The sequence below is a fragment of the Orbus hercynius genome, from assembly GCF_003634275.1.
In the GTDB taxonomy this organism is placed as follows: Bacteria; Pseudomonadota; Gammaproteobacteria; order Enterobacterales; family Orbaceae; genus Orbus; species Orbus hercynius.
Genome location: NZ_RBWY01000004.1, coordinates 23,132 through 42,757, shown reverse-complemented (window position 1 = coordinate 42,757; position 19,626 = coordinate 23,132). Strand labels below are relative to the sequence as shown.

At 39.5% G+C, this 19,626-nt stretch carries 18 protein-coding genes; 8 read left to right on the top strand and 10 right to left on the bottom strand.

The features are described from left to right. Positions 1-7 precede the first annotated feature (7 nt). The 9 genes from DES39_RS09160 to DES39_RS09120 all read right to left on the bottom strand — a co-directional run bounded on the left by DES39_RS09160 (position 8) and on the right by DES39_RS09120 (position 11,205). The gene (locus tag DES39_RS09160) at positions 8-802 is read right to left on the bottom strand and encodes an ABC transporter ATP-binding protein (RefSeq protein WP_121145487.1); all 795 of its coding nucleotides are present in this window, start codon (positions 800-802) and stop codon (positions 8-10) included. Then, the gene (locus DES39_RS09155) at positions 799-1,749 is read right to left on the bottom strand and encodes an ABC transporter permease (protein ID WP_121145486.1); all 951 of its coding nucleotides are present in this window, start codon (positions 1,747-1,749) and stop codon (positions 799-801) included. The genes DES39_RS09160 and DES39_RS09155 overlap by 4 nt, the downstream gene beginning before the upstream one ends. A gap of 69 nt (positions 1,750-1,818) precedes the next feature. Next, entirely contained in the window at positions 1,819-2,796 is a 978-nt protein-coding gene (locus tag DES39_RS09150) for an ABC transporter substrate-binding protein (RefSeq protein ID WP_121145485.1), read from the bottom strand. Positions 2,797-2,945: 149 nt separating this feature from the next. Further along, positions 2,946-3,935, bottom strand: coding sequence for an ABC transporter substrate-binding protein (locus DES39_RS09145; protein ID WP_121145484.1), 990 nt, complete (start codon positions 3,933-3,935; stop codon positions 2,946-2,948). A gap of 250 nt (positions 3,936-4,185) precedes the next feature. Next, positions 4,186-5,109: a formate dehydrogenase accessory protein FdhE gene (gene fdhE / locus DES39_RS09140; protein ID WP_121145483.1), complete on the bottom strand. Its 924-nt coding sequence runs from the start codon at positions 5,107-5,109 to the stop codon at positions 4,186-4,188. Positions 5,110-5,239: 130 nt separating this feature from the next. Next, on the bottom strand, positions 5,240-5,920 hold the full coding sequence (locus DES39_RS09135; protein WP_121145482.1) for a formate dehydrogenase subunit gamma: 681 nt from the start codon (positions 5,918-5,920) through the stop codon (positions 5,240-5,242). Then, a complete protein-coding gene (gene fdxH, locus DES39_RS09130) occupies positions 5,913-6,881 on the bottom strand; it encodes a formate dehydrogenase subunit beta (protein ID WP_121145481.1) in 969 nt (322 codons plus the stop codon). Before fdxH ends, DES39_RS09135 begins: the two co-directional genes overlap by 8 nt. Before the next feature lie 18 nt (positions 6,882-6,899). After that, positions 6,900-9,977 carry a formate dehydrogenase-N subunit alpha gene (gene fdnG, locus DES39_RS09125; protein WP_121145480.1) on the bottom strand — a complete coding sequence of 1,026 codons (3,078 nt, stop codon included), beginning with the start codon at positions 9,975-9,977 and terminating at the stop codon, positions 6,900-6,902. A gap of 277 nt (positions 9,978-10,254) precedes the next feature. After that, complete coding sequence (locus DES39_RS09120; RefSeq protein WP_121145479.1) at positions 10,255-11,205, bottom strand: Kdo(2)-lipid IV(A) acyltransferase; 951 nt, start codon at positions 11,203-11,205, stop codon at positions 10,255-10,257. 468 nt (positions 11,206-11,673) lie between these two features. Between DES39_RS09120 and DES39_RS09115 the strand changes: the two genes are divergently transcribed. Both DES39_RS09115 and bamE read left to right on the top strand, forming a co-directional pair. Then, positions 11,674-12,777: an extracellular solute-binding protein gene (locus tag DES39_RS09115; RefSeq protein ID WP_121145478.1), complete on the top strand. Its 1,104-nt coding sequence runs from the start codon at positions 11,674-11,676 to the stop codon at positions 12,775-12,777. A 127-nt stretch (positions 12,778-12,904) separates the two neighbouring features. Then, positions 12,905-13,297 carry an outer membrane protein assembly factor BamE gene (gene bamE / locus DES39_RS09110; protein WP_121145477.1) on the top strand — a complete coding sequence of 131 codons (393 nt, stop codon included), beginning with the start codon at positions 12,905-12,907 and terminating at the stop codon, positions 13,295-13,297. Between the two features lie 41 nt (positions 13,298-13,338). Here the strand turns inward: bamE and DES39_RS09105 are convergent, their stop codons facing one another. Then, positions 13,339-13,758 (bottom strand): NUDIX hydrolase, encoded by a 420-nt coding sequence (locus tag DES39_RS09105; protein WP_121145476.1) that lies wholly within the window; start codon positions 13,756-13,758, stop codon positions 13,339-13,341. A 171-nt stretch (positions 13,759-13,929) separates the two neighbouring features. Between DES39_RS09105 and dusA the strand changes: the two genes are divergently transcribed. The 6 genes from dusA to DES39_RS09075 all read left to right on the top strand — a co-directional run bounded on the left by dusA (position 13,930) and on the right by DES39_RS09075 (position 19,624). Further along, positions 13,930-14,892 (top strand): tRNA dihydrouridine(20/20a) synthase DusA, encoded by a 963-nt coding sequence (dusA, locus tag DES39_RS09100; protein ID WP_121145748.1) that lies wholly within the window; start codon positions 13,930-13,932, stop codon positions 14,890-14,892. Next, the gene (locus DES39_RS09095) at positions 14,876-15,631 is read left to right on the top strand and encodes a TatD family hydrolase (protein WP_121145475.1); all 756 of its coding nucleotides are present in this window, start codon (positions 14,876-14,878) and stop codon (positions 15,629-15,631) included. Before dusA ends, DES39_RS09095 begins: the two co-directional genes overlap by 17 nt. Positions 15,632-15,751: 120 nt before the next feature. Beyond that, positions 15,752-17,344 carry a peptide chain release factor 3 gene (gene prfC / locus DES39_RS09090; RefSeq protein WP_121145474.1) on the top strand — a complete coding sequence of 531 codons (1,593 nt, stop codon included), beginning with the start codon at positions 15,752-15,754 and terminating at the stop codon, positions 17,342-17,344. Positions 17,345-17,368: 24 nt separating this feature from the next. Beyond that, positions 17,369-18,118, top strand: coding sequence for a CDP-alcohol phosphatidyltransferase family protein (locus DES39_RS09085; RefSeq protein ID WP_211324680.1), 750 nt, complete (start codon positions 17,369-17,371; stop codon positions 18,116-18,118). Further along, on the top strand, positions 18,063-18,683 hold the full coding sequence (locus DES39_RS09080) for a lysophospholipid acyltransferase family protein (protein ID WP_211324679.1): 621 nt from the start codon (positions 18,063-18,065) through the stop codon (positions 18,681-18,683). The genes DES39_RS09085 and DES39_RS09080 overlap by 56 nt, the downstream gene beginning before the upstream one ends. Continuing rightward, entirely contained in the window at positions 18,680-19,624 is a 945-nt protein-coding gene (locus DES39_RS09075; RefSeq protein WP_121145472.1) for a phosphatidate cytidylyltransferase, read from the top strand. Before DES39_RS09080 ends, DES39_RS09075 begins: the two co-directional genes overlap by 4 nt. Positions 19,625-19,626: the final 2 nt, after the last annotated feature.

Sequence of the window (19,626 nt, the reverse complement as noted above, 5' to 3'; positions counted from 1 at the left end):
ACAATGGTTAACCAAGCAATAGCGAGTCATCACTAATCACTTCGCCTCGTGTTTTTTCAAACATATTAAGTAAATCCGTGACGCTCATACGCGCACGTTCCTCACCTGATACATCTAATACAACTTGGCCTTGATGTAACATCACAGTTCGCGTGCCATATGCTAAGGCTTGCTTCATTGAGTGAGTTACCATCATGGTCGTAAGTTGGCTTTCCGCGACGATTTTCGCTGTGAGTTCCAATACAAACTGTGCTGTTTTAGGATCAAGCGCGGCAGTATGTTCATCTAATAGTAAAATTTTAGATGGCTGCAAGGTTGACATTAATAAGCTCACTGCTTGTCGTTGACCACCTGATAGTAATCCCATCATATCGGATAGACGATGCTCTAAGCCAAGATTTAAAATTGATAGTTTTTCTTTAAATAGCTCACGAACAGTACGGTTTAACGCTGGTTTTAAGCGTTGTTTCTTGCCGCGGTTATAAGCAAGAGCTAAGTTTTCTTCGATAGTGAGATTTTCACATGTGCCAATCATTGGATCTTGAAAGACGCGAGCAACCATACCAGCTCGTCGCCAGGCTGGTAGCTTGGTGACATCTTGATCATTAATAATCACATAACCTGAATCAGAGATTAAATCACCACTAATGACATTAAGAAGCGAGCTTTTACCTGCGCCATTGCTACCAATAATCGTAACAAACTCACCTTCTTTAATGTTTAAATTTAAGCCACGCAAGACATGATTTTCTATTGGTGTTCTCGCGTTAAAAGTTAGCTGTAATTCTTCTACTTTTATCATGCTGCTTTTCCTTGCCTATGTGTCCATTTTTTTAATTGTTTTGGTAATACTAAGGCTAGAACCACTAAAACTGCTGTAATTAAATTGAGATCCTCTGTACCAATACCGATGCTTTGTAACCATTCATTGCCTAAGGCAATTGCAATAAATAGTCGATATAAAATTGAACCGAAGATGACCGATAACGTAATCGCCCACATCCGTTTCGCCGGGAAGATACTCTCGCCAATAATGATTGAGGCAAGGCCAATAACAATGGTACCCACGCCAATAGTGATATCTGCCCCACCTTGTGTTTGTACAAACAACGCACCACCTAGTGCAATGAGGCCATTGGAAATCGCCATACCTAAAATAATGGTGCCGCCTGTTGGTATACCTTGAGATTTAGCCATTCTTGCATTGGTACCCGTTGCACGTAGTGCAAGGCCTTTTTGGGTATTTAAAAAACTGTTCAATAGTAGCCAAAACACAATAACAAAGCCTAAAATCATGACCGGTTGGACAATGTATTGATTGGTATAATCCGCATTAATGAATGGTGAAAAAATAGTTGTTGCATCTAACAGTGCTAAATTTGGTGAACCCGCCATACGAGGGGTTTCACCCATAATATAAGGTGCCAGACCTAAAATACGTAAATTGACTGAGTAGAGCGCTATCATCACAATGATACTGGCTAATAATTGCAAAATATTCAGTTTGACATAGAGCCAGCCAGTTATCATACCGGCAATGCAGCCACCAAATGTACCTAATATTATTGCAGTCCAAGGATCGACACCAATATATAAACATAAGCCACAAATTGCGCCACCTAATGGAAAGCTACCGTCAGCGGTTAAATCGGGGAAGTCGAGTAAACGAAAGGAGATAAAAACCCCGAGGCTGACTAAAGCATAAATCAGGCCTATTTCAAGGGAACCTAAAAAAAATTCAAATGACATTCAATTATCCTAAATAGCTATTTGGCTATCACTGCAAAAAAGCGATAGCCGCTGGTTGGTCGTTATGTATTATTTCTCTATTACTTCAGCCGCTATATCGATGATGCTATTTGATAGCACGACACCTTGTTTTTCAGCGGCATTTTTATTGATGACTAAGCGCGTGACATTACCTACTTGTGGCGGAATATCACCTGGTTTCTCACCATTTAAAATACGAATAACAATTTTACCTGCTTGTCGGCCTAAATCATAGTAGCTCATGCCTAATGCTGCAATTGCGCCACGCGAAGCTGAATCTGGGTCTGAGGCAACTAAGGGGATTTTACTTTCATTAGCAACTTTAACCAGTGATTCATAGGCTGAGACAACATTGTTATCGGTGTTAGTATAAATTAAATCGACTTTGCCTTTAAGGCTACGTGCAGCGGTTGGAATATCCGAGGTCCGCTGCGCCGGCGCTGCAATGACCGTAATGCCTTTAGGCGTTAATATTTCTTGTAACTGCTTTAGGACAATGGTGGAATTGACTTCACCCGGGCTATAGACATAGCCGATAGTTTTTAAGTCGGGTTTGATTTTTTGCATGATCTCGATCTGAGTATCGAGTGATAAGGCATCTGATACACCCGTGACATTGGTTTTAGAAGCATTCCAACTTGGTGTCAATTTCGCAATAACGGGATCGGTCACCGCAGTAAATACAATGGGAATTGTTCGAGTCGTTGCCGCTAACGCTTGTGAGCTTGGTGTACCGATGCCAACTATCACATCGGGTTTGCCTGAAACAAACTGTTTAGCAATATGCGCTGCGTTAGCACTGCTGCCTTGAGCACTTTGATATTGTAATTTTAAATTTTCACCGACAATGTAACCATTATCTTTTAGCTCATCTTCAACGCCTTTTTTCACATTATCCAGTGCGGGATGTTCAACAATGGCAGTGATAGCAACATATTTTTCTTGTGCAGATAAAGAAAATGGTAGCATGAACAGACAGATTGCAAACGTTATGGATGACACTAACTGTTTTTTAAAATGGCGCATTTTTGTTTCCTGTAAAGATATTCTTACAATAAGAAAAAAAAGAATGTCTTAATATAAAACAAATTCTAATATTTATCCAGTTCGATAACAAAATATAGTCCGTATAAATATCTTTACAGTTATAGTGGTGATTTTTCTAAATTTTTGAATTATTGAGATTTTTCTCCTATAACTCGATAAGCTGATTGCATCACATCATCTGATAAGGTCACACCTTGACGTTTAGCTGCCTCAAGATTAATCACTAACTGTGTTTTATGACCGGTTTCAGGGGCGATATCGCCTGGTTTTTCGCCATTTAAAATCCGAATGACTAACTTACCTGATTGACGGCCAACATCATAATAGCTCATACCAAATGCTGCAACCGCTCCTCGTTCAATCGCATCAGGAAATGAAGCTAAAAGTGGAATTTTATTTTCATTGGCTACTTTAACCAAAGACTCATATGCCGAAACAACATTATTATCAGTCGTTGTGTAAATCAGGTCAACTTTGCCTGTAAGCGTTTTAGCGGCTGTTGGAATATCTGCGGTGCGCTGCGCAGGTACGGCAACCATTTTAATATTTTGCTGAGTTAACAGCTCACTTAACTGTTTAAGGACAATGGTTGAATTGATTTCACCAGGGCTGTATACATAACCGACCGCTTTAACATTAGGCACGATTTTTTTCATGAATTCAATTTGAGGCTCGAGTGGCAAATAATCAGATACACCGGTAATATTTGTGCCTGTTGGTTCGAAAGATTTAATGAGCTTTGCGGCTACTGGATCGGTAATACCGGCAAAGACAATCGGAATGGTTCTTGTTGATGCGGCAACCGCTTGAGCACTTGGCGTTGCTATCGCAACAATGATATCGGGTTTATTGCCGATAAATTGTTTGGCGATTTGCGCGGCATTCGCACTACTGCCTTGTGCACTTTGATATTGTACAATCAGATTATCATTAAGTTTATAGCCACTGGCTGCCAATTCATCTTTAACGCCATCGCGGATTTCATTAAGCGAAGGATGCTCAACAATTGCGGTAATGGCAACATTCTTGACGATATCAGCATAAGTGGTAGCTGACGTTAAACCTATAGTGATGATGCAGCTGGTTAATAAGGTTGATGTAACAATTTTTTTTAACATTTGTATCTCTAAACTAGTACGATGATTTTGCTATTGTAGCGAGAATATTGATAAATGTTAAGTAGTTTAGTGATTTTTATTTTGTTTGCTTATTGTTGTTGATTGAGAAGACGTTTAGGGGCGCCAATTTTTACATTAAAGGGATATTTATAGGTCGAATAAGCTTTCGAGAATTAACCGTGATGAGTGGGCAGGCCGAAGCGGAAAATCTGCTCTGTTTCTGTTATGATGCTAGCAGAGCAGATGAATTCTAGACTGAAAATAATAAAGGATTCACACCGCTTTTTGAGAATTGTTCTTTTTCGGTTTCCATATCAAGTAATAATGAATAAATATCATCCGCTACGACATCAAGATGCGGATCGCGTTCTTGACTAAAGATTTTTAAGTAGCTATGACAGTGATCACAACACTCGGTTTTTATCGCTGCTAACTCATTATCCAGTGCGTAGTAGGTGATATCTTGTAAGTTATCGCAATTAGTACATTTTGCTCTTGGCACATGCCACTCACTTTCACATAAGCTGCAATGCAAATACCGTAGCCCGATATTATTGCCAAGATGCACAATACTGGCGACAGGGCTGCTTTGGCACACCGGGCAGAGCCAACGTTGCTCGCCAAATTCTGCCACAGCTTTACCAGGTAATTGGCTTGCGAGCTGGCTGTAATAGGTTGATAGTGCTGACCAAATAAACAGCGACTCATTACTGTCGACGGCGTCAAATTGGCCGGCAAGCAATTGGCTGGCTTTATCTAATAGCTGCTCTTTACTGTTTTGTTTTAAATTATTAATCGTTTTCGTTATCGATTCATTCACATCGCTAACGGCGTCCATAATCGGATAAAGATAGTCTAGCCATTGTAATGTTAGCGGATAGTTTTCAATTGATAATGGTGCGATATTTTTTTTTATCGCTAAATCAATTGATTCAGTCAGATTCTGGCTAATTGGCATTGTTTCAACAAGCTTGGCTTGCTGTGCCACAATTTTGCTACAAAAGTTGAGATAGTCAGCAAAAGGGCTATCTTTCACCAAAAATTGTAGGCGAGATAACCGCTGTGAGTATAGTGTTTTGGGTACCGGGTAGAACAGTAATGGTACTTTATGAATAAGACTGACTTTATCATTTTGTTGTTCAAGCTGTTCTTGAGGAACAATTTTAATACTCATTTTTAACCTATTTTAAATGTCATCAATAGAGAGGTGACAAGATGCTATCATCGCCACAGCAAGCTTGCATAAAAGCAATGGAACACGTGATTGTGTTCCATTTTTGAATCATGATGATTGGCTGTATGCGTTATTTTTGAGCCGCATCCGTACTGTTTTCTGCTTTGCTTTGTAGCTCAGCTTGATACACGTCTTTCATTTCATCATGGTACCATTTAGAGTGATTTTTTCTAGCCCAAGCTCGAGAAACGTATCCGGTAATCATGCCTTTGATTGATCCTTTGACCCACATCGCCATGTAAGCATGGCCAATAATTAATAAAATTAAAGCAATTGCGGCAAGTGAGTGGAAGAAAATTGCAATACGCACGATATCCACAGAGAAGTAGTCGGCAAAGTAGCGACGCCACATAACCAAGCCAGTCACCAATAGCACGGTGATTAAACTCATAATGCACCAAAACAAAAACTTTTGACCGGCATTGTATTTACCGATAGGAATATCTTCAGGTTCTTTTCCTGCAACGACTTGTTTAATACTTTTTAACCAACGAACATCATCTTTGTTAGGGATGTTATGATGAGCAAGTTTTATCAGCATAAACATTAGCAAGATAAATATAATACAGCCTAAAAATGGATGTAACTCTCGCACTAGCTGTGGTGTACCTAACACTAATGCAAACGCTTTGATTGATGGAAAAAATAATGATAATCCTGATAAAGCCGTAATGATAAAGAGTATCACAATAAAGACATGGCAGAATCTCACAATGAGAGGTGTTCTTAAAATCATCCCTTTATTATTCATGATGATTCTCCTGTGTTTTTGTTGAAGTCGTCTTGTCTAATTTATCGGCAATAAAAGCCTCTCTGGCCTTTTTATCACTCTCTTTTTCATGTTCAATATCATCTTCATCCACTTCAATTGGACCAACAGCCATGTAGTGGAAGACTAATCCGGCAAAAGTTGCAACAAATGCAGCGGCGGTAATCGGTTTCCAAGCGCCTTTCCAGAATTTCACGACTTCATTGATGTGTGGATCTTTTGGCAAACCGTGATACAGATTTGGTTGATCGGCGTGATGTAACACGTACATAACGTGTGTGCCGCCCACACCTTCTGGATCGTATAAGCCAGCATTTTCATAGCCGCGGTTTTTTAAATCCACAATACGTTTATCGGCATAATTGATCATATCAACTTTGGTACCGAAATGAATTGCGCCCGTTGGGCAAGTTTTCACACAGGCTGGTTCTTGCCCTACAGCAACACGATCAACACATAATGTACATTTATAAGCATGGTTGTCTTCTTTGCTAATACGTGGAATATTGAATGGACAACCTGCGACGCAGTAACCACATCCAATACAATGTTCGGATTGGAAATCAACGATACCATTGGCATACTGAATAATCGCGCCTTCCGCTGGGCAGGCTTTTAAACAGCCTGGATCGCTACAGTGCATACAGCCATCTTTACGAATAAGCCACTCTAATTTACCGTTAGTTTCAATTTCAGAGTAACGCATGACTGTCCAAGCTTTTGGTTCTAAGTCAGCAGGGTTATCGTAGACTCCAACTGAATGACCAATTTCTGGTCTGAGATCATTCCACTCATTGCAGGCCACTTGGCAGGCTTTACAGCCGATACAAGTTGTGACGTCGATTAATTTAGCAACTTCTTGCTGAAAGTCCCTGGCTTTTGGCGCAGGCGTGAGATCATTGGTTGCTGATCGTCTAATAATGTCTTGTGTTTGTAATGACATAATGTGGTTCCCTATTAACTACGCGACTGAGGTTTCAGAAGAAATCTTTTCAACATTAACTAAAAAAGTTTTGTACTCTGGTGTCTGTGAATTCGCATCGCCAACATGCGGTGTTAATCCATTGACCAAAAAGCCTTTTTTAGTTTGTCCTGTGAATCCCCAAACAATAGGTATACCAATTGTCTCGATCTCTTTACCATCTACTGTTAACGTCGGCATACGCTTAGTCACCACCGCTTTCGCTTTAACATATCCACGATTTGAACTGACTTTGACTGTATCGCCTAATTTTATCCCTTTCTGGTTGGCCAAGTTTTCGCTAATTTCAATAAATTGCTCTGGTTGGATAATCGCATTTAAACGTGCATGCTGAGTCCAGAAATGGAAGTGTTCAGTAATACTATAAGTTGTGCCAACATAAGGGAAGTTTTCAGCATCCCCCAAACGTGCTTTATCCTCTTTAAATATACGAGCAGCAGGGCTGTTTATTTGCGCAGGATGTAATGGATTAGTGCTAATTGGTGTCTCAAATGGTTCATAGTGTTCTGGGAATGGCCCATCAACTAATCGATTAAGACAAAATAGCCCACCGAGTCCATCGTTATTCATGATGAATGCCCCAGCACCAGAAGCCGGAGACAATGTTGCAGTAAAATCTGGAATATCATTGCCCGTCCAGCTAGAACCATTCCACTCAACTAATACACGCTTTGGATCATACGCCTTACCGTTACTATCCGCTGACGCACGGTTATACAGTACGCGTCGATTCATTGGCCACGACCAAGCCCAACCAGGATGGACACCTTTACCTGACGGATCAGCTGGATCTCGCCTTGCCATTAGGTTACCTTCTTCTGTCCAACAACCACAGAAAATCCAGATACCACTTGATGTTGAGCCATCATCTTTCAGTTGTGAGAAGCCACTTAATAGCTGGCCTTTTTTGACGGTAACATTACCGTTTGCATCTTTAAGGTCAACTAACGCCCGGCCATTATAATCTTTAGCAAGCTCTTCTGCTGATGGGTCGTGAGCAACTTTATAATCCCAAACCAAGTTATTAATTGGTTCTTGGCATGGGCCGCCTTCTTCTTGATATAATTCTTTCATTCTTAAGAAGATGCGAGCAATGATTTCAGGATCGTGCATCGCTTCGTAAGGTGGCTCAGCGGCTGACCAGTGCCATTGTAACCAGCGAGAAGAGTTGACGATTGTGCCATTTTCTTCGGCGAAACAGTTAGCAGGTAAGCGGAACACTTCGGTTTGAATGCTACTTGAATCAACATCATTTGATTCACCGTAATTTTTCCAAAACTCAGCAGTTTCAGTCGGCATTGGATCAATACTAACTAAGAATTTTAGTTTTGATAGTCCTTCGCGTACACTGTTTTTATCTGGGAAGGCTGCTAAAGGGTTAAAACCTTCACAAATAAATCCTGTCGCTTCACCATCTCTCATCATTTTGCTGAATTGAAGAACATCATAGGTTTTATCCCATTTCGGTAACCAATCAAATCCCCAATTGTTCTCTTTAGTTGCATTATTGCCATACATTGACTTCATGAAACTAACGAAAAATTTAGGATAATTGCCCCAGAAATTGACTTCACTTGGCCCTAATGGTTTAGGGGTTTTTTCAGCTAAATACTGCTCTAAGGTAATTTGGCTATCTTTTGGTAGATCAAGGTAAGCCGGTAAACGGTTTGATAATAGACCAACGTCAGTTAACCCTTGAATATTTGAGTGGCCACGTAGTGCGTTAATACCACCGCCCATGACACCTATGTTACCCAATAATAACTGAATCATCGCTGCGGTACGAATAATTTGTGTTCCGTAGCTGTGCTGAGTCCAACCTAAAGCATATAAGAAGGTGGCTGCTCGATCATTGGTTTTCGTGCTAGCAAGCGATTTACACACATGTAGGAAATCCTCAACCGGCGTACCTGTAACTCGGTTGACCATTTCGGGTGTATAACGGCTGGCGTGTTTTTTTAACAGGTTCCAGACACAGTTAGGATGTTGTAACGTTTTATCGCGCAGAGCATAGCCGTTTTCATCAGTTTGATACGCCCAGCTTGTTTGATCGTATTTGTGCTCATTTTCATTATAACCACTAAATAAGCCACTATTTTCATCAAAGTTAAAATCGTCACGGACAATTAAGCTGGCGTTACTGTGAGTGATTAAATAGTCATGATTGACTTCATCATTACTGATAAGGTAATTAATTACACCCAGCAAAAAGGTAATATCTGAACCTGAGCGAATGGGTACATAACGATCGGCAACAGACGCCGTACGATGAAACCGCGGGTCGATAGCAATCAGTTCTGCGCCATTGTTAATTTTGGCTTCCATCGCCCATTTAAAGCCGACGGGGTGAGCTTCAGCTGCGTTACCACCCATGACAATAACCACATTGGCATTTTTAATGTCATTCCAGTTGTTGGTCATCGCACCACGGCCATAAGTTGCCGCTAAACTTGATACAGATGGTCCATGACAGACACGCGCCTGCGTTTCTAATGCGAGCATACCTAACGATCTGGCAACTTTAAATGCTAACCATCCAGTTTCATTGCTTGCCGCAGACGTAACCAACCAGCCAGTTGTCGTCCATCGATTAACTGTCTCACCTTTAGCATTTTTTTCGATAAAATTTTTATCGCGGTCAGCTTTCATTAATCGGGCAATGCGATCTATCGCATCTTCCCAACTGATTCTTTGCCAACTGTCTGAACCAGGTGCTCGATACTCAGGATATTTGACTCGGTTTTCACTTTTGATATAGTCTAGTACGCCTGCACCTTTTGGACACAGTGAGCCTCGGCTCACTGGATGGTCGGGATCACCTTCAACATGAAATATTGAGGAGATTGCATTTTTTGCACCATCACCTCGGCTATAAAGTAACATGCCACAACCTACTGAACAGTATGTACAGTTATTTCGTGTTTCTTTAGATTTGAGTAATTTGTATTGACGAGTTTGCGCCAAAGCCACGTTTGGTGAAAAACCAAGTGTTGCCACTGTGGTTCCTGCCATACCACCAGCACAGATCTTAAAGAACTGTCTACGGTTAAATAGCATATGAACTCCTTAGAGAGAATGACATTAACTGATTGCTTAATTGTTATAATAACGGGACTAAGCCCTTTGTATTTATCATAGTATTTCTACTCAATAAAATAAAGTAAAAAACAAATTTAAGTCTAATTATTTGATATAGATCAAATACTCAAACAACATAGTTCCGCGTAATGGCGATGAATTAATTTGTCTGTATTTGGTAATCTACAACAACAAAATCGTTGGTAAATTATAAGTAAATTTTACGTTACATTAGTATTAAATAGAGACTGAATATTTAATCGTTTTGTACGTCATCAGAATATAAAGATTGTTCGCCAGGTGGGCGTGTTTTAAATCGACGGTGTAACCACATATATTGTTCGGGAGCTTTCAATATCTCATGTTCAATTGCTTTATTCATGAAAGTTGCAGCGGCAATTTCATCCTCAAGCGGATAATTTTGTAATGCGGGTGTTACCGAGACAACATAACGGCCTTTAGAATCTCGTTTTGGAGTAAAGGGAATGATTGCCGGTTGAGCTAATTTCACAAGAATTTTTGTACCAACGGTTGTTGCTGCTTTTTCTACAGCAAAAAAGGGAGCGAAGGTACTATTTTTAGGCCCATAGTCATGATCCGGAGCATACCAAACAATCTCACCTTGCTTGAGTGCTCTAATCATGCCTTTAGTATTATAGCGCTCTAGCATATATTTATTTGATTTTAATCGACCTTTTAGTTGAATGTAATCCATTACTGGATTGTCATTAGGGCGATAAACTCCAACACCAGGATGACTTAGCCCTAATATTCGTGCACCGAGCTCTAAAGTTAAGAAATGGATCCCAATTAGCAATACACCTTGGCCATTTTTTTGAACTTCTTTTATATAATCATCACCAATAATTTTACTGTGTTTTTTTACTCTTCGATCGGGCCAGAACCAAGCCATACCGGTTTCAAAAATTGCCATACCGGTTGAAATAAAGTTATCACGCAGTAACTTTTCTCTTTCAGTGTCAGATAAATGGGGAAAACATAATTTTAGATTTTGCCTTGCCGTTTCTTCACGTTTACCTATCAATTTACGAGCAAGTAGTCCAAGTCCTTTGCCAATTTGATAAATTACAGGATAAGGTAATAAAACCAATACAAATAAAAGACCGATGCCTAGCCAAGTTAACCAATAGCGAGGATGAAGTAAATCTTGAGTAAATTTGGCGTGAATTTCTTGATTACTGCTCATGTGCTTTTTGATGATCTAATGAGTTATTTAGCTAATCATTATATACATAATCTATAAAAAATAAATTATAACTACTTTAATCTGTATTTTATGTTTTATGTAATTATCGCTCTATAGGCTAGATTAGTGACGCTAAATAAGAATTGTAAATTTGTAACCAAATGATTTTAATAAATAAAAATCATTTGGTTTTTAGGTAAAAAAAGACTAGTAAAAAATAAAATATCGCAGTATTCTTTTGAACGTAAAGCGAGGGTGGTTCCCTTTTATCAAATAGCCTAACTATTTGGCTCGCGCTTACCGTCCCTTGTCTTACCAGCAAGGTTTGGGTTTTATCTAATTTAGCAAAACAGCGATAACTTAATGCGGTGTAATGTAATACACGGATTCGTCAGGCAATTTCTTGAGTATCTGGTCTAAATTAAATAAAATTATTATTGAATTTGCACACTTTTGAGGATCGTGCGGATGTCTAATATCTTTCTCTGGTTAAAAGCTACGACAGCTTTAATACTTGTTTTATGCTCATTTACTGGTCTTACCAAAGATCGCCATCTTTACATTTACAACTGGTCTTCATATATTGCACCAGACACGATAATAAATTTTGAAAAACAAACTGGCATAAAAGTCGTTTATGATGTGTTTGATTCCAATGAAGTACTAGAGAGTAAATTAATGGCCGGCAATACCGGTTTTGATTTAGTCGTCCCATCCGATAGCTTTTTAGAGCGTCAAGCTAAAGTAGGTATTTTTACGCCGTTAGATAAAAGTCAATTACCGAATTACCAAAACCTTGATGAAAACTTGTTGAAAATGTTAGCTAAGCATGATCCGGATAATCGTTATGCGATTCCCTATATGTGGTTAACAACCGGTATTGGTTATAATGTTGATCAAGTGAAAAAAACGTTAGGTGATGATGCACCTGTTGATAGCTGGGATTTGGTGCTTAATCCGGACAATTTACAAAAACTTTCACGCTGCGGTGTGGCATTTTTAGATGCACCGACCGAGATTTTCCCAACGGTATTAAATTATCTTGGACTCGATCCTAATAGCCAAAATCCTGATGATTATAAAAAAGCGACCGAACATTTAAGTAAATTGCGTCCATTTGTAACCTATTTTCATTCCTCTAAATTTATTAATGATTTAGCCAATGGTGATATTTGTGTTGCGATAGGTTGGTCGGGCGATATCATGCAAGCGATTGCAGCGGCGAAAGAAGCTAATAATAACGTGAATGTTAAATATTATATTCCAAAAGAAGGCGCAATTGCTTACTTTGATGTGTTTGCTATTCCAAAAGATGCTGAAAATATCGATGAGGCTTATGCTTTTTTAAATTATTTGATGGAACCGCAAGTGATTGCTGACATTAGTAATCATGTCTTTTACGCCAATGCCGTGACAACAGCAGGGCCTTATTTGGATGATCAGATTAAAAATAATTCGGCTATTTATCCCGATGCGGCAACGATGGATAAACTGTTTTCACTCCAGATTATGTCACCAAAAATTGAAAAACTCATGACACGCAGTTGGACTAAAGTCTTAACAGATCGTTGATTATTTATGACTAATGGAAAATCACTTTGATTGACGTGGTTTTTCATTACGACAATAATTACAAGTAGCGTTTCATTGAAATATCGGCGATAATACGCGTCATTATTTGTAAGAATGGATTTATTAAATGTCTTTATATCGTTCAGGTATCGCACTTATTGTTGCCACTTTTCTATTAAGCGGATGTTCATTTTTTGATCACTGGGTTTATCGCCCTGATATCAACCAAGGGAACTATATTACGCAAGAACAAGTGAACAAATTACAAGTTGGTCAAACCAAAGAGCAGGTAATGTTTATTATGGGGACACCGATGCTTGAGTCAGTTTTTGAAGATAATATTTGGTATTATGTTTTCCGCCAGTTACCTCAGTATGGTAAAGTGAGTCAGGAAACATACACGATCTTGTTTGATAATAAAGGCAATGTCACTGATATTAAAACCTCTGCTTACAATGCCAAAAGTTTGGCTGTAATGGATGAGGCTGAGCCGGCCTCTGATGACTATACTAATGAATAGTTTGCCAGCTTAATATTGATATTTTTCGATAAACCCACTGATTATACCGTGGGTTTATTTTTTTCAATCAGCGGTAGAATAATATTTTTGGTCAATGGTGCTAGCTTTAGTGTTTCAGTCTGTGTTATTGAGTACCAACCCACTTCACATAACTCCGCTTGAGGCATTAAGGTCATCTCAGCTAATATGGTGGCAAAGAGATGCGCTTTGACATGATGATTTGCTTCATTGGCTGCCTGCGCTAAAAATTCCCCCCAATACTCGAAGTCAGTTGAGTTGAATAATAATCCAAGCTCTTCGTTCAATTCTCGTATAAGTGCTTGTATTGGCGTTTCATGCTGTTCAATTTTGCCGCCAGCTTGCATAAAATAAGCTGAATGGCGTTTACGTACTAAAAGTATACGATTACACGGTGAGATTATCACCGCTGCGGCTATGTGAATAATAGTATTTTGATTCATAGTTATTTAATGTTTTGATTAAATTTAAAACTACATCCCAATTCACATCCCAATCGGTTTTGGGTGCTATATGGATATGCTATTTTATGTTAGAATAACATTAAATATGCTTATTGCTAGGGTTTTTGTTTGAACTTTTCATCTCATTTAAACCGATTTTCGATCGCACCGATGCTTGATTGGACCGATCGTCATTGCCGTTATTTTCATCGAATTTTAACTAAACAGACACTGCTGTATACTGAAATGGTGACAACGGGTGCAATTTTGTTTGGTAAGGGCGATTATTTAGCCTTTAATGATGAAGAGCAGCCAGTGAGTTTACAATTAGGTGGCAGTGATCCCTTAGCATTAGCAAAATGCGCTAAATTAGCACAGACAAGAGGATATAACGAAATTAACCTCAATGTTGGTTGCCCTTCTGATCGCGTCCAAAATGGCATGTTTGGCGCTTGTTTAATGGGTAATGCTGCGTTGGTTGCTGATTGTGTCAAAGCGATGCAAGATCAAGTCGCTATTCCGGTTACGGTAAAAACGCGCATTGGTATTGATGATCAAGATAGCTATGCATTTTTATGTGATTTTATTGAAACGGTTATGCCTTATTGTCAAACATTTGTGGTTCATGCGCGTAAGGCGTGGTTATCAGGATTAAGCCCAAAAGAAAATCGTGAAATTCCACCACTTGATTATGAGCGCGTTTATCAGCTCAAGCGTGATTATCCGCATTTAATCATTGCGATTAATGGCGGTATTAAAGCTATCGATGAAATAAAGAGCCATCTGCAATATGTTGATGGTGTAATGGTGGGCCGTGAAGCTTACCAAAACCCTCGTTTATTAACGACTATCGATCAGCAAGTTTTTGGCGCAGATAGTCCAATTATTGACCCCGTTGAGGCTATTAAGCAGCTTTTCCCTTATATTGAAAAAGCGTTGTCACAAGGTGCGCAACTTAACCATATTATGCGCCATACCTTAGGGATATTTAATGGGCAAAAGGGAGCCAAGCCATGGCGACGTTACCTGAGCGAAAATGCGCATAAAAAAGGTGCAGGCATTGAGGTGGTTGAAACGGCGCTGTCATTTGTTCATACTCAGCATGAACCGATGTTAAATGATGAAAATGATTGATAACCACTGCCATTTTGAGCAGCTTACCACGCAAGAACAGCAACAAGCGCTACGAGATTATACGGTAGTTGCTGTTGCTTCTGATTACCAAAGTTCATTGCAATTGCTCGGTTTGTTATCGCAGTATGATGATCTGCATATTTGCCTTGGCATCCATCCTGAAAAAATAACCCACTACGCTGAGTTTACTTTAGTCGCGCAATTGATTGAAAAGCACCGACATCAACTAGTGGGTATTGGTGAGATTGGCTTGCCTTATTTCAGTTTGTCTAAGATGGCTGCGGATAAACAACCCGAGGTATTTCAACAAGGTCTGCATTTATTCGAACAATTTATTCAATTAGCCGCTAAATTCGATCTTACGGTTAACTTACATTGTGTCGGCGAGAGTACATGGCAGGCCATAGCATGCCTTGATCGTTATCAGATAAAACGAGCCTTGTTTCATTGGTTTGCTGGTGATGCACAATTAGTTCAAGCCATTTACCAAAGAGGCTGGCATATTTCGGTTTCTCCTGATGTAATGGGTAACAAACGTTATCAACAGCAGGTGCAAGCGATGCCGATATCGATGCTGTGTTTAGAGAGTGATGGCCCGTGGCCTTATCAGGGGAAACGGGGTATGCCTGATATGATGCGGGCTAGTGCACATCAGCTTACATCATTGCTTAATACTACCGCTAATGACATCATAAAAATTAGCCAAATTAATGGCCAAAAACTCTGGCATATTGATTAAATTTATTCGCTATTTTGTCCGCTTGCCTGCTAAATCTATTGCGTTTATAACGTATCTATTTCACTTCCTTTCTGTTAAAATTACTCATCATTTTTTAAGACAATTTAGTATTTTAAGATCATGACAGAAAAGGCTTATTTAGACGAAGTAGCAACACGGCGAACGTTTGCAATTATCTCTCACCCCGATGCGGGTAAAACCACCATTACGGAAAAAGTATTATTGTTTGGTAACGCTATTCAAACTGCTGGAACGGTAAAAGGCCGCGGCGCAAATGCTCAGCATGCAAAATCAGACTGGATGGAGATGGAGAAACAGCGTGGTATCTCCATTACAACATCGGTAATGCAGTTCCCTTATGATAATTGTTTAGTTAATTTACTCGACACCCCAGGGCATGAGGACTTTTCTGAAGATACTTATCGTACACTCACCGCGGTAGATAGCTGTTTAATGGTTATTGATGCTGCAAAAGGGGTTGAAGATCGTACACGTAAATTAATGGAAGTTACCCGCCTACGTAATACGCCGATTTTGACCTTTATGAATAAACTTGACCGAGATATTCGTGATCCGATGGAGTTACTCGATGAAGTTGAAAGTGAGCTGAATATTTTATGTGCGCCAATTACTTGGCCGATTGGATGTGGCAAGCTATTCAAAGGTGTTTATCACTTAGCGAAAGATGAAACCTATCTTTATCAATCGGGCAAGGGGCACACCATTCAAGAAGTCCGTATAATTAAAGGGTTGAATAATCCAGAACTTGATAAGGCCGTGGGTGATGATTTAGCAGCTCAGCTACGTGACGAATTGGAGTTAGTACAAGGTGCATCTAATGAATTTGATTTAGATGCATTTTTAACGGGGGATTTAACGCCGGTCTTTTTCGGTACCGCATTGGGTAATTTTGGCGTTGATCACATGCTTGATGGCTTGACTGCGTGGGCTCCACAGCCACAACCTCGTAAAACGGATAAGCGGGAAGTTACCGCAGAAGAAGAAAAATTCAGTGGTTTTGTCTTTAAAATTCAAGCTAACATGGATCCAAAGCATCGCGACCGCGTGGCTTTTATGCGTATTGTGTCGGGTAAATATGAAAAAGGTATGAAATTACGTCATGTCCGTATTGGTAAAGATGTGGGCATTGCTGATGCGTTGACATTTATGGCCGGTGATCGTGAACAGGTTGAAGAGGCTTATGCTGGCGATATTATCGGTTTGCATAATCATGGTACGATTCAAATTGGTGATACGTTTACTCAGGGCGAAGATTTGAAATTTACGGGGATCCCTAATTTTGCACCGGAATTATTCCGCCGTATTCGATTAAAAGATCCATTAAAACAAAAGCAGTTATTAAAAGGTTTAGTACAGCTTTCCGAAGAAGGTGCGGTGCAGGTGTTTAGACCGTTAATTAATAACGATTTGATTGTCGGTGCTGTTGGAATACTCCAGTTTGATGTTGTCGTTGCCCGTTTGAAATCAGAATATAATGTGGAAGCCATCTACGAGTCAGTCAATGTGACGACCGCTCGTTGGGTAGAGTGCAGTGACGTTAAAAAATTGGAAGAGTTTAAACGTAAGTGTGAAGTGAATCTGGCATTAGATGGCGGCGATAATCTTAGTTATATTGCCCCAAGTATGGTGAATCTAAACCTGACACAGGAACGTTATCCTGATGTTGCATTTAGAAAAACACGCGAACATTAATGTAGTATCGTTATCGAGAACACTATGACAACAGAGATTAAAAATCGTAGACCGATTCGTTCGCGAGAGACTCGGTGGGCTAATAAAACAGCAATGTGGTTGTCACACAAGGGTATTGCCCCTAATGATATTTCATTATTTAGTGTAATTTGTGCTGAGATAGCAGCAATCGCGCTACTATTAGCATTTAATTACACTAATTATTGGTTATCAATGTTGTTTTGTTTAGTCGCTGTCGTTGGTATGCAGTCGCGACTGATTTGTAATTTACTTGATGGGATGGTGGCCATTGAAGGCGGAGCGAAAAGTGCGGTTGGTCCAATTTATAATGAGTTACCTGATCGTCTATCTGACACGATAATTTTTTTAGGTGTCGGATATGGTCTGTGGATGTTTGAGTCTGCGGCTTATTTAGCATGGGCTGCGGCGTTATTTTCTGTCATGACCGCTTATATTCGTCTACTGGGTGGCACCTGTGGTTTGGAGCAAAAATTTTTAGGTCCAATGGCGAAACAGCATCGTATGACGGTACTCACCGCCGGTTGTGCTGCTTCTATTTTTGTGCCATTTTATGGTCATTGGATTTTATATATCTGTTTGTGGGTGATAACAATCGGTGCATTTTTAACGGTTATTTGGCGTACGTATCAGATTGTTTTAGCCCTTAATTACCAATGTCAAGATGATATTCTACCCATAGAAAAAGAGCAAAATGATAATGATAAAGACACTCTTAGTGAAGATTTTCCGCGTATTTTTATTGATAAGTTGTAAATTAATTACCGGTATACAGGCTCGCTGGTTAAGTGAGCCAAATAATCGATTACGTATTTTTTATGCGAATCATACCAGTCATCTTGATGGTCTCGTACTTTGGTCTTGTTTTCCCAAACATTTGCGTAGCACAATTCATCCTGTTGCAGCTAAAGATTATTGGGCTAAGACTAAGTTCAAGCGCTTTATTGCCAAAGACGTTTTTAATTCCGTGCTGATTAATCGTAAACCCACACAACAAGATAATCCGATTACGGCACTAGAAGAAATGTTACAACACAAACAATCATTGATTTTGTTCCCTGAAGGCACTCGTGGTAATGGTGAGCATATTGCTGATTTTAAAGGGGGGTTGTTTTATTTAGCTAAGCACTTTCCTGACGTTGAATTAGTTCCTGTTTATTTAAATAATTTAAATCGCGTTTTACCGAAAGGCTCCAAATTATTGGTACCCATTATTTGCTCTGCGACATTTGGTCGCCCACTGCCCCCGCTCAAAGAAATTGAAACCAAAGATAGCTTTTCTCGACGAGCGAAACAAGCACTGGAGGAGTTAGCGCCATGATTTTCAGCGATTATAATCTACAAGTGTTGTTAATGGGGATCTTTGGTATATTGATTTTAGCCAGTGTTATTGGTCAATGTATCGCGAAAGTTAACCATAATGAGAAAAGCAAAAAAACGATACAAAACCTTAATCAACGAATTAATGCTTGGTGGGTGATGAGTGTTATTTTGTTAGTTGCCATATTAGTAGGCACTATCGGTACGCTGATTTTATTTGTCTTTATCTCCTTTTTTGCTCTGCGTGAATGCATTACATTAACGCCAACACAATTTGATGATCATCAGGCGCTGTTTTGGTGTTTTTTCATTTTTTTACCGGCACAATATCTTTTAGTATGGCTCGATTGGTACAATTTATTTGCTGTTTTTATTCCTGTTTTTGTCTTTTTATTTATTGCAACGCGCATTGCAATAAATGGCAGTACGTTTGACTTTTTAGGGCGAGTTGCTAAGGTACAATGGGGAATGATGATTGCGGTTTATTGTATTAGCTATATTCCAGCACTGTTATTGATAGATATCCATGGTTATACAGGGCAGAATTTTAAATTAATTATGTTCCTAGTGATTGTTGTTCAGTTATCGGATGTTTTACAGTATGTGTTTGGTAAATTGTTTGGTGTTCATGCTATTGTTCCTAAGCTCAGTCCCAATAAAACCATTGAAGGTTTTGTTGGTGGCATTGTATCGGCAACGTTAATTGGCACATTACTGTGGTGGATAACGCCGTTTACTTTCTGGCAAGCGGGTTTAATTTCGCTAGTCATTACATTATTAGGATTTTGTGGGGGACTGTGTATGTCTGCTATCAAGCGTGATCGTGGAGTTAAAGATTTTGGGACCATTATAGAAGGGCATGGCGGTATGATGGATAGAATCGATTCCCTCTGTTTTGCTGCACCAGTTTTCTTCCATATAGTGCATTATTTTTGGGGTTAGGA